Genomic DNA, 15505 nt, shown 5'->3' on the forward strand with positions numbered 1-15505 from the left:
AAACATCCGATTGGCGGCGATATGGCTCTTTATTGCGGCCTGGATGAGGCTAACCGGTTCATGTTCCATTCATTCTCATAACGGGCGCAGTCAGCTTCGCCTGCTCGAGGCTTCACCTTCCGCAAAGCCGACCTCACCAGTTTCCGACAAAAGCACGGCAATCGGTCGGGACGCTTCGAACCGCGCGCACACAATAACGATCATGACTGTGAGCGGAACACACAAGACCATCCCGACAACGCCCCAGATGGCACCCCAGAACGCGAGGGACAACATGATGACCAGGCCCGACAGGTTGAGGTTGGAACCCATAAGTTTGGGTTCTACCAGATTGCCGACGGCGAACTGGATCAGTCCCAGACCGGTCGCAATGGCAAAGAAGGGCGCTAGAGTGTCGTAGTAGACGACCGCCAGCAAACTGGGAAAGATCACGCCAATCAGTGACCCGATGGTTGGAATGTAGTTCAACAAGAAGGCAATGAAACCGAACAGCGCCGCATAGGGCAGACCAATGGCCAGCAGTACCAGGCTGGTCAGGACGCCGGTTGCGACTGACACAGCCGTCTTGATCGAAAAATAGTGCATGATCGAGCGGTTGATCTCGGCCCGGATGGCAAACGCTGCCTGAGCCTTTTCCGGATCTGAAAAGAGCCGCTCGAATTTGCGGTCGAAGGTCGATTGCTCCAGCACCAGAAACAGCACGTAAATGAAGACCAGGCTGGCTGAACCGGCGATGGTGGTCACCAGGCTAGCTCCGGCCGTCACCATGCGAGGAACGACGGATTCAGGCAGCAGATCCTTCAACTCGATCGGATCATTGAGGTGAAATAGTGACGACGCCTGATCAAACAGTTCCTCAAGGCGCTTTTGATAGGTTGGTGCGTCCTGAGCCAGCTGGGTCAGATTGACCGTGACAATGTCGAGAACGAAGGTGCTGACAGCGAATATCGACAGAAGGGACAGGGTAAAGGTGACAAACCCGGGCAACCGCCACCGGCCAATCGGTATCAGCTGAAAGACGTGGGACAATGAATTGATCATGTACCAAACGATCAGGGCGATGACGAATGGCAAAACCAGCGACCGGCCGACAACGAGCAGCCAGCCGATCATAAGGACCAGGAAAACACTTAAGGTAACGGACAGGAGCGGGGATCGCATGGCAGCTCCGCGAAAAGGATTCGGATAGACATTTTCTGGATGTCATTTAGACCCGAAGCAGCTCGTGAACGGAACCAGTTTTTGCTTGGGGACCGGGTCCTGGCAAAAATCCGTGATCGCAAAACCCGATTTCCCAGAGCTTTTGCATCATGTCTGCGCAAAGCCCTTGCCCGATAAAATGGCCGTGGTATAGGGAAGATCCGCATCAGCCGCCGCAAGCGCGAACCGGCAGGTGCTGTGGGCCTGTAGCTCAATTGGTTAGAGCCGTCCGCTCATAACGGATTGGTTGGGGGTTCGAGTCCCTCCGGGCCCACCATTTTTCTGTGAGATTTGAACGCAGATGCGCTGCCGGGCCAGGCTATTCGACGTCGGATTGTTTGCTTGATGATGGAAAAAAATCGGATTCGATCAACCTGGTGCCAGTTGGCAGATTAGTCTGTCGAGTACTTTTTCTCCAATTCATCATAGTAACTCTTTCTGACGGCATCCTGGCGAACTTCGAAACTGGCGACCGGTCCGCTTTCGTCCATCCGGCCGTCGGTTTTCAGCATCGAAAGTGCATCGTGCATGCCTTTCAAGGCGCCTTGCAGCGCAACATTTGCATATAGGATCAATCCGAAACCCATTTGGTCCAACTCGTCGAATTCGATAATCGGTGTCTTTCCACCAACAACGAGATTGATCAATTGCGGAGTACCGGACAGCCGGCGGGGAATGTCACGAATGTTCTGCAGATCCTTGGGAGCCTCAATAAAAGTGATATCGGCGCCGTCTTCAATGAAGGCTTCAGCTCGCTCAATAGCGGCGTCAAAGCCGTGCGTCGCGCAGGCATCCGTGCGCGCGACAATCATAAAATTGGAATCCAGACGCGCATCGGCGGCAGCCTTGATCCTGCTGCGGGCCTCGCTCAGGTCAACGACGTCCTTGCCTGAAAAATGACCGCATCGTTTTGGATTGACCTGGTCCTCAAGCTGGATTGCGCTGGCTCCAGCGCGTTCAAGTGTGCGGACAGTGTGGTTCACGTTGAGGGCATTCCCGAAGCCGGTGTCTGCATCGACGACAATCGGCAATTCGGTCGTATTGCGGATGGTAGCCGTGTGCTGCGCAATTTCCGGGAGGGAGATGAAGCCGAGATCCGGCATGCCGAGATAGGTGTTGGTGAGACCAGCCCCTGAAATATAGACCGCTTCAAAACCGAGACGGTCGATCACGCTCGCTGCCAACGCATTTGCGGCGCCGGGCATCAAAATGGCGCCGCCCTTGTTCAGGCGCTGCCGAAACGCCTTGTTGATTTCATGGTTCATCATTGCAGCGCACTCCGGTCAAAGGAACATGGGCACTGGCGTACTGTGCGCGTTGAGACAAAGCAAGCTGCGCTCTGGTGTGTTCTGTCAGATGAAATGGTGAGTGTCAGTTGGCTGTCAGGCTTTTCGCGAGACTTTCCAAAAGCGGAATTGCCTTGGCACGTGCCTCCTCATCAAACCGTGTGGCGAGACCAGACACGGTGAGCGCTCCGGCAAGCTCCCTGGAGCCCGTGAAGACAGGCGTCGATATTGAAGAAATATTGGGGTTGGTTTGTCCGGCCGCACTCACCGTGCCGTTTTCGTTGAACGGGGAAAGGTCGCCGACGTCTTCTCCGGAAAACCGGCGGAGTACGAGGCCGGATGCGCCTGTCGAGAGCCGCAGCCGCATGCCTTCTTCGACATGGAATCGAAGCAGGTTTGGGGAATTTTCCCTGTACAAACAAACACGCTCATTGCCTGCACGCACATAAAAGGACGCGGTTTCACCTGTTGCTTCGGCGAGAATTTTTAAAGACGGAGCCACGTGCTCACGCCTGGTGAAGTCACGGCGGAAAATCAGACCGAGGCGCCAAACGCTCGGTCCGACGCTGAAGCTGCCATCTTCGTCGCGCTGCATGAAGCCATAAATGCGCATCGAGTTGGTGAGACGCAGGATCGTGCTCTTGTGAAGACCCGTTTCCTCGGCGATTTCCGCAAGTGTCATGGTTGGTTTTTGCGTTGAGAATGCGCTCAGGATCGACAGCGCGCGCTCAACGGATTCTGTGCGATTGGCAGTCATGGCCGTTCTGTCTGGTGAAACGCAGTCCGGTTCAACTTGCAGCATCCGGGCAAGACTGTCTAGCCTAGCTCCAATTCAGGAGAGGTAAAGTGCGCTACCATCAAATCGCCCAGACAAACTTTCGGGCCGCGGATTATTGCGGCCTTCTCGGAGGAGGCTTTCGCAGCCTGCCTTATTCTCTGCGCCTCTTGGCCGAGAACGCGGCCCGCCACTCGAAAGACGGTGCTGCAGCGCTGGATGTTCTGGCCCGTAAGGGAGACGCTGTTCCCTTCCGGCCAGCACGCCTTTTGCTGCACGATATGCTAGGGATCCCGGCGCTTATCGATATCATGGCCATGCGCAATCTCCTGGAAGAGCAAGGCGGCGATCCGGGCACTGTCGACATGAGCCTACCGGTTGATCTCGTGATCGATCACTCCATGTCGATCAATCACTGGGCCGACAGATTTGCTCTGCAGAAGAACATGGATCGCGAGTTTGAAGTCAATCGCGAACGATTTGCGTTTCTGAAGGCCTGTGAAACACGATTTCCCCGTCTGCGCGTCATTCCGCCAGGAGGCGGTATCTGCCATCAGGTCAATCTTGAGTATCTCGGCCAAACCGTTTTGCCGTCTCAAGATGAGGCCGATCTTCTGGTGCCCGACGCCAGTCTTGGCACGGACAGCCATACTCCGATGATCAATGCGCTCGGTGTCATGGGTTGGGGGATAGGTGGACTGGAAGCAGAAGCCATTCTCTTTGGGGAAACAACTCCGGTTAACGTGCCGCGGGTGATTGGATTGGAAGTTTCCGGCGCGCCGTCCGGCGACATCACCGCGACCGATATTGCTCTGGTCGTTGCCGAAAAACTCCGGGCAATCGGTGTTGTGGACACCTTCGTTGAACTTTTCGGTTCCGGGTACCGCGCCTTGAGCGTTGCGGACAGGGCAACGATTGCGAACATGGCGCCCGAATATGGTTCGACCATGGTCTTTTGTCCGGTTGACGAGCGCACCATCGGCTACCTGAACGACACGGGGCGCAATGAAAGCGCTGCACGCTCGGAAGCATATTGCCGGGCACAAAATCTTTGGCTGGAAGGCGTCGATAGCGCTGTCGACTATGACGAAGTTGTCGAGCTTGATCTGAGCAAAATCGGGCGTTCGGTTTCCGGCCCGTCGAGACCTGAACAGAGGATCGATTTGTCGGACGCGACCGAGAGGCTGAAACTGAAGGATGAAACCGAGCGCCGGGTTCAAGTCGAAGGGCAAGCGCATGACATCGGCGATGGGGATGTGATCATAGCGGCAATCACCAGCTGCACCAATACGGCAAACCCTCGCAACATGGTTACGGCCGGTTTGATGGCGCGCAATGCGGTTGCCAAGGGATTGCAAGTCCCTCCGCATGTCAAAACCTCTCTGGCGCCGGGATCCCGTGTGGTTGCGAAGTACCTCCAGGAGAGTGGACTGCAAAGCCCGCTGGATTCGCTTGGCTTCGAGGTCGCCGCATTTTCATGTTCGACCTGCAACGGCATGTCGGGGCCACTGCATCCTGCGCATGAAGCGACGATCAAAGCGCATGATGTGCAGGGAATTGCCGTTCTGTCGGGAAACCGCAATTTTGCCGGGCGGATCCACCCGCTTGCGTCCCGCAACATGATCGCTTCGCCACCACTGGTCGTGGCCTACGCCTTGATGGGCACGATCCTGAAAGACATTACATCGGAACCGCTGGGCAGTGACCAGAACGGCGATCCGGTTATGCTGACGGACCTTTGGCCCAGCGTCGATGAAGTGACAAAGATTGTCGAGACGTTCGTGACACCGGACGAATTCAACAAAAACTACGCCGCAATCAATGATGTGAATGCCGAATGGAACGCACTTGAGACAGATGCCGGCACCTATGACTGGGTTCCGTCGACTTATGTTTCCTTTCCGCCTTTCGTTCGCGAAATCGAGCGTGAAGCGTCACCGGTTGGCCCCATTACAGGCCTTCGACCTCTGGTCATTTTGGGCGACAGTGTCACGACGGATCACATATCGCCATCGGGTATCATCACTCCGGAATCTGAAGCCGGTCAGTTCCTTCAAGAAAAAGGTGTCGCTCCACGCGACTTCAATTCCTTCGGCACCCGACGCGGAAGTTCCGACGTTGTTGTGCGTTCGACTTTTGCCAATTACAGGCTGCGCAATGAAATGACACCCGACAAGGAAGGATCCTGGGCACGCATTGAACCAGAGGCCGAAGTCACCTCGGTATTCAAAGCGATCCAGACCTATCTCAAGCGAGACCAGAAGCTTGTTGTCATCGGGGGCAGGGAATATGGTTGCGGCTCTTCAAGAGACACAGCTGCAAAAGCGCCCTGGCTAGCCGGTGTCCGCGCCGTGATCGTTGAGAGTTTCGAGAGAATCCACCGCTCAAACCTGGTCAACATGGGCATCGCCCCATTGTGTTTTCCGGAAGGTGTCACGCGCAAGACGCTGGGTCTTGATGGCAGTGAAACTTATGACATTGCGTTCAATGAAGATCTCACTGGAGCAACGCTGTCAATCAATCGCAAGGATGGCATCGTCGAAACAACCCCTCTGGATTTGCGGCTCTACAATGACGGCGAGCGTGCAACGTTTGCTGCCGGTGGACTATTGCCACGCGCATTCCGGACATTCCTTGCAGGAGCAGCCTGATGCAGAACCGGTTACGAGCTGCCTTCTATAGGGGAGGGACCTCCAAGGCGGTGGTTTTCAACGCTTCGGATTTGCCGGCAGATCGTTCCTTTTGCGACCGGATTTTTCTGCATGTACTTGGCAGCCCGGACGCTTATGGCCGTCAACTCAACGGCATGGGCGGTGGTTTATCCTCGCTTTCCAAGGCTGTGATCATTGGGCCATCGGATCGCGATGACGCCGATGTCGACTACACGTTCGTTCAGATCGCCGTCGACGAACCTTTGGCAGATTACGGCTCGGCCTGCGGGAACATGGCCTCGTGCGTCGGTCCATTCGCTGTTGACGAAGGCTTGGTTCAGCTTGTGCCTGGCCAATCTGAAGCTCTCGTCAGGATCTATGACACCAATACCGACCGGCTTTATCATTCAAGGTTTCCGGTGCGGGAAGGAAAAGCGGTTGAAGAGGGCGATGTTGCGATCCCCGGTGTGTCGGGAACGGGCGCTCCGGTCGTGCTCGACTTTCTGACCCCTGGAGGGGCCGCAACGGGAAAACTGCTTCCAAGCGGGAAAGCGCTGGATGAAATCAACGTGGCTGGTATCGGCACGATTGCGATTTCGTTGATCGATGCTGCCAATGCGGTTGTCTATGCGCGCGCGTCCGACCTGGGAGCGTCAGCGGCGGATCTGCCCGCACAGCTCGATGCGGATACAAAGCTGATGGCAAAGCTTGAAGACGTGCGCTCAGCAGGCGCCATCGCAATGGGCATGGCAGTGACCGCAGACAAGGTCAAACGCTCAACCCCGAAGGTCGCTATTGTGGGTGGCCCTTGCCAATTCACTTCGCTTGATGGAGCGACGCACGGGCCGGAAACGCATGATATCAATGTGAGACTGGTGTCGATGGGCAATTTTCATCGAGCGATTACACTCACCGGAGGCATGTGTACCGCAGTTGCTGCGCAGGTTCCGGGGTCCCTGGTTCAGCATATTGCGCGCATCGGCGGGAAGGACCTCAGGATTGGAACCCCTTCCGGTGTCTTGACCGTAACGGCGGACGTCAGGTCCGGCAATCATGGGCCTGAAGCGGTGACCGCCGGGACCTATCGGACCCAAAGGCGCATCATGGAAGGTTCCGTCCTTTATCCGGCAAACTTACAAGAGTCGCAGGAATGAGCGAGGCTCTGACAGTCTTTCCGGCCTGCGATCTCAGCGAAAGTTACCCGGATCAGGTTCGTTTTGTTCTTCTGTCCGAGGAACCGTTCCTTGCTTGACGCCTGACACGAACACTAGGGTCCGTACCTATGGCTGTACCATAGCGTTCAGCCAGGCGCGGATGAACGTGCGACGCTTGAGCTGGTCCAGATAAACGAGCAGGCCCGGACCGAGACGGATGGGACGAAATGCTGCCTCGCGCTGCAAAACACCCGGATCGATCGCGGGCAAGCCGGTCAGTTCCTCGATGAGCTGACGATTGGAACCCGATACCAGGAAGTCTATGAACTGGCCGGACAGGTCCACGTCCTGTGTTGTCTTGGGAATGAGCACAGTCCGCAGCATGACGGTGGTAAAATCGTTGAATTGCAGGACATCCAGATCCGGGTTGTCTGGCAGATGTGCTGCCGCGTAGCTGCCAAGCACGTTATAGGCGAGCGCCAGCCGTCCATCGGCAACGTCTTGGATCATCTGGCTTGAGCAGCAATAAAGCTGTGCATTCAATCTGCCCATCACCTCGGCCATACGCCAGAGCGACTCCGATTGCCGGGAGTCTTGCGTTGCAAACAGATAGCCTGCACCGCTTTCCCGGATGTCATAAGTCCCGACTTTGCCGTTGAAACGATCCGGGTTCTCACGCAACAGCGCGATCAGTTCATCCCGGTTGGTCGGCGTCGGCAAACCCTGAAATGAGGATTTGGAAAAGGCCAGCACCGCAGGTTCCTGGGTAAAGGCGAACAGACGGTCCCGCCATTTGGCCCAGTCGGGCAGAGTGCTGGTTTCCGCCGACACGTGACGCAAGGCGAAACCGTCATTGACGAGCTTCGTCTGCAGGTCCATTGCCGATGACATAGCAATGTCGAATTCCGCATTTTCTTCAAAAAGTGCCTTCATCAGCTCGCTGCTGGAGGCGGTGACATAGCGGACCTCTATGCCCGGGTTTCGGGCCTGATAGGCCTCGATGAGCGGCGCGAAGATGTTGAGATCGCCGGTCGACAGAATGTTGAGCGTTGCCGTACGATTTTCGACCTCAAACAAGCGCTCTTCTTCGGCGACGAAGGCGCTCGTCGTGGTGATCAAGGCGCAGCACCAGGCGATCAGGCCAAAGGTAAGGATATGGACGCGCATGTGCCTCTCTTTTCCGGGTTGTCCGACAGTTTCAGCGTGCCGCCGTGAGCCCGCATGACTTCCTCAACAATGGTGAGTCCAAGCCCGGAGCCAATAATGTCACGGACATTGTTACCCCGGCCGAACCGCTCGGTCAGGTGTTGCCGGTCGCCATCACCGAGACCGCGTCCCTCGTCGATGACATCGACCCTGACGGTTGATCCAGATTGCAGGATTTCCACCTTGATGATGCTGTCTTCTGGTGAATACTTGACGGCATTGTCCAGAAGGTTTCGCAACGCGTTCTGCAGCAGAATGGGATCGCCTTCCACTGATCCGATCGTGTCCGAGCCGGAGCAGGTGATCCTAATATCCTTCAAGTCTGCAGTCGGGCTGATCGACCTGATCACATCCTGAGCGAGCTCCCTCACATGGAGGCGTTCCTTTTCGAGATTGTCTGAGCGGAGCGCGACCATGGCGTGGTCGAGCAGCTGACCAGCGGAGCGCGAACTCTCGTCCGCAGCACGAATGACTTCTCGCAGGATCTGTTTGTTCTCTGGTTTTCGCACGCTGCGCATGGCGATCTCAGACTGGGTTCTGACAGTTGTGAGCGGCGTGCGCACGTGATGCGCGGCTTCGGCGATAAAATCTTCGGTTCTTGCAAGCGAAGCACTGAGCCGGCCCATGAATGTATTGAGAGACTGGAGCAAGGGAACCAGCTCGGTCGGGGCCGACGTTTCGACCGGGCTCAAGTCCTGCGGACCACGGCGCGCGACTGACTGGGCAAGCCTGTTCAATGGCCGCATGGCGTTGTTGGTCGCAAACCAGCTGAGCGCTCCGGAGAGTACGAAAAATCCAATGCCGGCAGCTGCCGCAGCAATCGAGATCTGCAGAGAAACGGCGGCAAGTCCCAGACGTGTCTGAGCGACAAGGACAGTCAAAATCACTGTTTCATCGGCCACGGTCAACCGTCTTGGAAGGGCTGCGATGCGTACTTCGTCACCGCGATAGATGGCCGTCGCAAAAACCGGATTGCCAGCGTCAATAGTGGCAGACGGCACTGGCAGGTCATCGTATCCTGTGACGGTCAGATCGTCTGCAGTTATGCGGTAGAACACCCGTTCTTCGGCTATTGACCCAAGCATCGACAAGGCTGAATAGGGCACGTCGACAAGGATCTGGCCACGCTCGGCGCGCACAGCTTCAGATATCGCGGTTGCCGAGGCAATCAGGATGTTGTCCTGGGTGGTTTCAGCCGCCTGCTGAGCGAGCGCACGTACCGTGAAATAGAGTGCCACCGACAGTATGGCCGCAACAAGCAGCAATTGAAGGAGAAGTCGCCGTCTGAGCGAGCCTCGTGTGCGGACGGCTGTCATGAGGCCGTCATCCTGTAGCCAACGCCACGCACTGTTTCAATCTTGACGCGCCCTCCCTGAAGCTTTTTCCGGACACGCCCCACGTAGACCTCGATGGCATTTTCCGAAACGTCTTCGTCATAGGAGAACAAGCGATCGACAAGGTGCGACTTTGAAAAGATCATGTCAGGAGCTGAAAAAAGACCTCGAGCAACCGCAGTTCCCGGTTCCTGAGGTCCGAGACGTTTCCGGCAACCGCAACGGTTCCCGCTAGAGGATCGAACACAACATCCTGGAAGGTTTTCTGATTTCGCGATGCGCCCTGTCGTCGCCGAAGCACTGCCCTGCAGCGGGCTTCGAGTTCGGAAAAGTCGAATGGTTTGGTGATGTAGTCGTCCGCACCAAGGTCGAGCATCCGGACGCGGTCCGACACTTCGGAACGTGCTGTCAAAACAATGACCGGCGTATCGTTGTCGCCTGTGCGGTGTCTTTCCAGGAAGGTGCGCCCATCCCCGTCGGGCAACATGATATCAAGCAGTATGAGCTCATAGCCGGTGCTGGCCAAACAGACGGCGGCCGTTTCCAGATCGGGTGCATGATCAACGACATGACCGTCAAGGCTCATGCGCTCGACGATGGCTTTTGCCAGTTTCTCATTGTCCTCGATCAGTAGGAAGCGCATGCCAATTCAGCCGTTTGTCGTTGTTTTTTGTTAGCGTGACAGGTTCCTGTCAGCTTTCCCAATACTTTTGTTGTTTGCAAGGGGCTCGTTAAGCCCCAGCGTGTCTGGGAGGATAATATGACACTTTTGAAAATGACCCGACGGGTCGTTCTGGCTGCTGCTGCGGTCTCTTTCTCATTTGCAACTCCGTCCTTTGCAGAACCTGCTGTCGACAGCATTCACTTTCTCATCCCCGGCGGTGCCGGCGGTGGCTGGGATGGAACTGCGCGCGGTACGGGTGAAGCCCTGACAAAGGCCGGCCTTGTTGGCACAGCTTCTTATGAGAATATGTCCGGCGGCGGCGGTGGCAAAGCGATCGGTTTCCTGATCGAAAACGCCGACAGCAACCATGGCACGCTCATGGTCAACTCCACGCCGATCGTGATCCGTTCGTTGACGGGTGTGTTTCCGCAGAACTTCCGTGATCTGACCCTGGTTGCCGGTACAATCGGCGACTATGCAGCACTCGTGGTGCCTGCCGACGGCGAAATCAAGGATGTCAACGGCCTGATCGAGGCTTTCAAGGCGGATCCTGCCGGGACCGCGATTGGTGGCGGTTCCGTGCCGGGCGGTATGGACCATCTGGTCGCTGCAATGGTGTTCCAGGCAGCAGGCGCTGACCCGGTTGCCATGAAATACGTGCCTTATGACGGTGGCGGCAAGACCATGGCTGGTCTGCTTTCCGGTGAAGTCCAGGCCGTTTCCACTGGCTTCTCTGAAGCCGTTGAACTGGCCAAGGCGGGTGAAGTGCGCATCATTGGTGTGACGGCGCCTGAGCGCGTTGAGGCCTATGCAGATGCACCGACCATGGTCGAGCAAGGCAACGACACCACTTTCGTCAACTGGCGCGGTTTCTTTGCTGCACCTGGCCTTCCGGCAGACAAGCTGGCCGCTTACCAGGGCGCAATTGCCAAAATGTACGAAACCGATGAGTGGGAAGAAGTTCGTGCTCGCAACGGTTGGGTGAACATCCACAATCCTGGTGACGACTTCCGTTCCTTCCTTGAAGAGCAGGAAAAGTCCATCGGCGATCTGATGAAGAAGCTTGGCTTCCTCTGATCATCGTTCAGCAAAGCTGATACGCAAGACACGTCCGGGACTCCCCGGGCGTGTCGCCTAATCCAAAAAAACGGGGGGAACGATGGCGCTTGATCGCTGGCTGGCACTAGTCATCTTGTTGATCTGCCTAGCCTATGGCTATGCAGCTTACTTCACCATGGACGCGCTTTTGCCGCCGATCATGCAACGCAGCCCAATCTGGCCATCAAGCTTTCCCAAAGTCTTGGCCATTGGCGGAATTCTTCTTTCGCTGAGTATTCTGCTCGGTCTTGAAAAATCCCCTGACAAGAAAGACGCTGCCGATATCAATCTGTCGCGTCTTCATGAATATAAGGTCGGTCAGGCTGTTCTGCTGCTGGGCCTGATGGTTGCCTATGCGCTGCTGCTGCGGCCGCTTGGGTTCCTTACCTCCACCTTTCTCTTTCTCACGGTTGGCAGCTACATTCTCGGTGAGCGCCGCTATGTCATGATGATCGTGGTCGCGGCCATTGCCGCTGGCTCGGTCTGGTACCTTGTGGACGTGGTGCTGGGCATCTTCTTAAGTCCATTCCCGTCTTTTCTGATTGGAGGCTGAGATGCTCGAAGGACTTCTGACAGGCCTTACAACGGCCTTCACTTTCACAAACATCATGATGGTCGTTGGCGGCTGTCTGATCGGTACCTTTATCGGCATGCTGCCCGGGCTTGGTCCGATGTCGATCATTGCCATCATGATCCCGGTCGCGATCACAATCGGTGATCCGTCAGCCGCACTGATCCTGCTTGCTGGTGTTTACTATGGTGCAGTTTTTGGCGGCTCAACCTCTTCTATTCTGATCAATGCTCCAGGCGTTGCTTCAACTGTTGCAACCTCCTTCGACGGCTATCCGCTGGCGCGTAAGGGACAGGCTGGAAAGGCTTTGACGGTTGCCGCGATCTCATCGTTTGCGGGGGTACCATCGGTGCGGTCCTGCTGATGGTCTTTGCGCCGGCGCTGGCCTCCGTTGCGCTGTTGTTCCATTCGTCCGAGTATTTCGCACTGATGGTTGTCGGGTTGTCGGCGATTGCCGCATTTGCCGGCACCGGACAGGTCGGCAAGGCGCTGCTGATGACGTTCCTCGGACTGATGATGGCGACCGTTGGCGAAGGCGTTCTTTTCAACATGCCGCGCTTCACCATGGGGGTCATGGATCTCCAGTCCGGCTTTGGCTTCATCACACTCGCCATGGCCATGTTCGCGCTCCCTGAAGCCATCTTCCTTGTGCTTGACCCTGCGCGCTCAAAAACCGGCGACGGCAGCGATGGTGGCAAGATCAAGAACTTGCGGATTACCAAGGACGAAGCGCGCAAAATCACGCCGGTGATCGGCCGGCAGTCGCTTCAGGGTTTCTTTATCGGTGTTCTGCCGGGTGCGGGAGCGACGATTGCCTCTTTCCTCGGGTATGCGGTCGAACGCAATATCGCGAACAAGGAGGAGCAGGAAGAGTTCGGCAAAGGCTCAGTGAAAGGCATTGCCGCGCCGGAAAGCGCCAACAATGCCGCCTGCACCGGTTCATTTGTTCCGCTTCTGACACTTGGCATCCCTGGCTCGGGTACGACAGCGATCCTCCTGGGTGCGCTGATTGCGTTGAATGTCAGTCCCGGTCCGCGCCTGATGGTCGACGAGCCTCAGATTTTCTGGGCCGTCATCATCTCCATGTATCTCGGCAACCTTGTGCTGCTGATCCTCAATCTGCCACTGATCCCCTATATCGCGAAGGTACTGGCGGTTCCACGCAACTATCTGATCCCGTTCATCCTGTTCTTTACGTTGATGGGCGCCTATATCGGCCAGAACAACGCCACGGAGCTTCTTCTCCTCGTCGGCTTCGGGATTTGTGCAACGCTGTTCCGCTTTGCAGACTATCCACTCGCACCGTTGCTGATCGGGTTCATTCTCGGGCCTTTGCTTGAGAACAACTTCTCCCGCGCCATGCAGCTTTACGACGGTGTCGGATTCATCTGGGAACGGCCGATGACGCTCGGTTTGCTGATCCTTGCCGTTGTTCTGGTTGTTCTGCCCGGCTACAGAGCACGCCGTGCTCGCCTGCGTGCAGAAGGTGTCGCTGACGGCGATTGATGACGGCAGCACGAAGGGACACAACAGGTGTCGAAACCTCTTGAAGGGATTCGGGTCCTCGACCTGACCAATGTTCTGGCCGGTCCATTTTGCTGCCACCACCTGGCGCATCTTGGGGCGGAAGTGATCAAGGTCGAGGCCGCGGGCCGCGGTGACCTGGCGCGCAAGCTTGGCGCTGATCCCGACCTGAACGAGAAAGGTATGGGCGTTTCTTTTCTCGCGCAGAATGCGGGTAAGAAATCTGTCACCGTCAATCTGAAACACCCGAAGGGAAGGGCGCTTTTCATCAAGCTTGTCAGGTCCGCAGACGTGCTGGTGGAAAACTTCCGACCAGGAGTAATGGACCGTTTGCAGGTCGGTTACGAAGCACTCAAGAAAGAACAGCCTGAACTGATCTATTGCGCGATTTCCGGATTCGGACAGGACGGACCCTGGGTCCATCGTCCGGCGTATGACCAGATCATTCAGGGAGCATCCGGCGTCATGTCGATCACCGGTGACGGCGAAAGCGCGCCGTTGCGCGTCGGATACCCGGTCGCAGACACTGTCGGAGGTATTACCGCAGCATTTGCGGTCGCTTCAGCGTTAAATGCTTCGCCGAGGGGCAGCTTCATCGATGTCTCCATGCTTGAATCGGTGCTTGCGACCATGGGCTGGGTGGTTTCCAATTACCTGAATGCCGGTGTTGAACCCGCAGCGAACGGCAATGAGAATGTCACATCTGCGCCGTCTGGAGCCTTTCAGGCAGGCAGCGGGCTTCTCAATATCGCAGCTAACAAGGACGAACAGTGGGTCTTGCTCACAGATCACCTGGGATTGAGCGCACTGCGCGCGCGCCCCGAATACGCAACACGCGAAGACAGGAAGAAAAACCGTCTGGCGCTCAAGGCCGAGCTTGAGACGGTTCTGAAAACGCGCCCAGCGCGCGATTGGGCAAAGGAACTCAATCGCATCGGTGTGCCGTCCGGAGCTGTCCTGACCGTGCCAGAGGTGTTGCAAATGCCGCAAATCGCCGATCGGGGCTTCCTGCATACCTTCCAACAAGTGCCAGGTGTCGATCGGGATATCGCCGTGACGACGACCGGGATCAAGCTGGATGGCGATGCACCCAAGGTGTCTGCACCGCCACCGCTTCTTGGTGAGCACAACCATGAAATCTGGGGCGGGCTCGGTCTTAGCAGCCAAGAGCTGGAAGACCTTCAAAGCGATGGTGCATTATGAGCAACAGGGGCAAAGATGTATCCGACTGGTGGGCAACAGATATCATAGACATGGCGCCCGGCCAGATCCGGCTTCGGGGGCGGCCGATCGAAGAGCTGATCGGCAACGTGACATTTCCGCAGATGATCTGGCTGATGACCAGAGGCGATTTGCCGACCCCCGAACAGGCAAAGCTTTTGGAGTGCGCCCTTGTGGCGGCGGTTGATCATGGTCCGCAAGCGCCGTCGATAGCCGCTGCACGCATGGCGGTTACCTGTGGGCTTGGTCTCAACGGCGCAATGGCATCTGCAGTCAATATGCTTGACGACGTCCATGGAGGTGCGGGTGAACAGGCTGTGGAACTTTTTGGCTGGATTGATGCAGCCATGCGTGAGGGCCTTGGCCTGAATGAGGCCGCGACGAAGATGATTGACCGTTGGCAGGCCGAGCGGACAGCTTTCGTGCCGGGTTTTGGTCACAGGTTTCACAAGCCAGAAGACCCACGGGCACCACGCCTGCTTGGTCTTGTGGACACGGCCGCCGCCGAAGGTGTCGTGAGCGGTCGGTTTGCAGACATCGGGCGGGAAATCCAGAAGATCCTGAACACCAGAAAAGGCAAGCCGGTACCCATGAATATCGATGGGGCGACCGCTGTTGTGTATGCAGAGCTCGGTTTCGCCGGGCAACTCGCTCGGGGGCTTTTTTGCCTGTCGAGGTCGGTCGGCGTGATTGCGCATGCCTGGGAGCAAATGAACCAGGGTGGCCGGAACAAGGGGCCGACACCGCCGGACTATCGCTGGTCTTATACCGGGCCGAACCCAATCGACCACCAGACCTGAGCAAACGGTTCCCGGGTTTCA

13 protein-coding genes, 1 tRNA gene and 1 pseudogene are annotated in these 15505 nt (G+C 56.8%); 8 read left to right on the plus strand and 7 right to left on the minus strand.

The genetic code is table 11. The features are described from left to right. Positions 1-90: 90 nt before the first annotated feature. Entirely contained in the window at positions 91-1161 is a 1071-nt protein-coding gene (locus ACZ1HV_RS23800) for an AI-2E family transporter (protein ID WP_472716517.1), read from the minus strand. Positions 1162-1400: 239 nt separating this feature from the next. Here ACZ1HV_RS23800 and ACZ1HV_RS23805 point away from each other — a divergent pair. Then, positions 1401-1477: transfer RNA gene (locus ACZ1HV_RS23805), tRNA-Ile, on the plus strand. 115 nt (positions 1478-1592) lie between these two features. On the opposite strand, the gene ACZ1HV_RS23810 is transcribed toward ACZ1HV_RS23805, so the two are convergent. Both ACZ1HV_RS23810 and ACZ1HV_RS23815 read right to left on the minus strand, forming a co-directional pair. Beyond that, on the minus strand, positions 1593-2468 hold the full coding sequence (locus tag ACZ1HV_RS23810) for an isocitrate lyase/PEP mutase family protein (RefSeq protein WP_472716518.1): 876 nt from the start codon (positions 2466-2468) through the stop codon (positions 1593-1595). Between the two features lie 103 nt (positions 2469-2571). After that, complete coding sequence (locus ACZ1HV_RS23815) at positions 2572-3243, minus strand: IclR family transcriptional regulator (protein ID WP_298821791.1); 672 nt, start codon at positions 3241-3243, stop codon at positions 2572-2574. A gap of 89 nt (positions 3244-3332) precedes the next feature. On the opposite strand from ACZ1HV_RS23815, the gene acnA reads away from it, so the two are divergent. Both acnA and ACZ1HV_RS23825 read left to right on the plus strand, forming a co-directional pair. Further along, positions 3333-5912, plus strand: coding sequence for an aconitate hydratase AcnA (gene acnA / locus ACZ1HV_RS23820; RefSeq protein WP_472716519.1), 2580 nt, complete (start codon positions 3333-3335; stop codon positions 5910-5912). Continuing rightward, positions 5912-7066: a PrpF domain-containing protein gene (locus ACZ1HV_RS23825; RefSeq protein ID WP_472716520.1), complete on the plus strand. Its 1155-nt coding sequence runs from the start codon at positions 5912-5914 to the stop codon at positions 7064-7066. Before acnA ends, ACZ1HV_RS23825 begins: the two co-directional genes overlap by 1 nt. 126 nt (positions 7067-7192) lie before the next feature. On the opposite strand, the gene ACZ1HV_RS23830 is transcribed toward ACZ1HV_RS23825, so the two are convergent. The 4 genes from ACZ1HV_RS23830 to ACZ1HV_RS23845 are packed head-to-tail and all read right to left on the minus strand — an operon-like array spanning position 7193 to position 10249. Beyond that, positions 7193-8233, minus strand: a complete 1041-nt coding sequence (locus ACZ1HV_RS23830) for an ABC transporter substrate-binding protein (protein WP_472716521.1) — start codon at positions 8231-8233, stop codon at positions 7193-7195. Further along, a complete protein-coding gene (locus ACZ1HV_RS23835) occupies positions 8203-9588 on the minus strand; it encodes a sensor histidine kinase (RefSeq protein ID WP_472716522.1) in 1386 nt (461 codons plus the stop codon). The genes ACZ1HV_RS23830 and ACZ1HV_RS23835 overlap by 31 nt, the downstream gene beginning before the upstream one ends. Next, positions 9585-9752, minus strand: coding sequence for a winged helix-turn-helix domain-containing protein (locus ACZ1HV_RS23840; protein ID WP_472716523.1), 168 nt, complete (start codon positions 9750-9752; stop codon positions 9585-9587). The genes ACZ1HV_RS23835 and ACZ1HV_RS23840 overlap by 4 nt, the downstream gene beginning before the upstream one ends. Then, entirely contained in the window at positions 9749-10249 is a 501-nt protein-coding gene (locus ACZ1HV_RS23845; protein ID WP_472716524.1) for a response regulator transcription factor, read from the minus strand. Before ACZ1HV_RS23845 ends, ACZ1HV_RS23840 begins: the two co-directional genes overlap by 4 nt. Positions 10250-10366: 117 nt before the next feature. Between ACZ1HV_RS23845 and ACZ1HV_RS23850 the strand changes: the two genes are divergently transcribed. From ACZ1HV_RS23850 to ACZ1HV_RS23870, 5 genes and pseudogenes are all read left to right on the plus strand, one after another. Further along, positions 10367-11347: a tripartite tricarboxylate transporter substrate binding protein gene (locus ACZ1HV_RS23850; RefSeq protein WP_298821803.1), complete on the plus strand. Its 981-nt coding sequence runs from the start codon at positions 10367-10369 to the stop codon at positions 11345-11347. Between the two features lie 82 nt (positions 11348-11429). Next, positions 11430-11921, plus strand: a complete 492-nt coding sequence (locus ACZ1HV_RS23855; RefSeq protein ID WP_298986452.1) for a tripartite tricarboxylate transporter TctB family protein — start codon at positions 11430-11432, stop codon at positions 11919-11921. A 97-nt stretch (positions 11922-12018) separates the two neighbouring features. Beyond that, a pseudogene (locus ACZ1HV_RS23860) lies at positions 12019-13445 on the plus strand (tripartite tricarboxylate transporter permease). A 27-nt stretch (positions 13446-13472) separates the two neighbouring features. Further along, positions 13473-14666, plus strand: a complete 1194-nt coding sequence (locus ACZ1HV_RS23865) for a CaiB/BaiF CoA transferase family protein (RefSeq protein ID WP_472716525.1) — start codon at positions 13473-13475, stop codon at positions 14664-14666. Continuing rightward, positions 14663-15484 (plus strand): citryl-CoA lyase, encoded by an 822-nt coding sequence (locus ACZ1HV_RS23870; protein WP_472716526.1) that lies wholly within the window; start codon positions 14663-14665, stop codon positions 15482-15484. Before ACZ1HV_RS23865 ends, ACZ1HV_RS23870 begins: the two co-directional genes overlap by 4 nt. Positions 15485-15505 lie beyond the last annotated feature (21 nt).

It is taken from the genome of Roseibium sp. JB4-4, assembly GCF_055693425.1.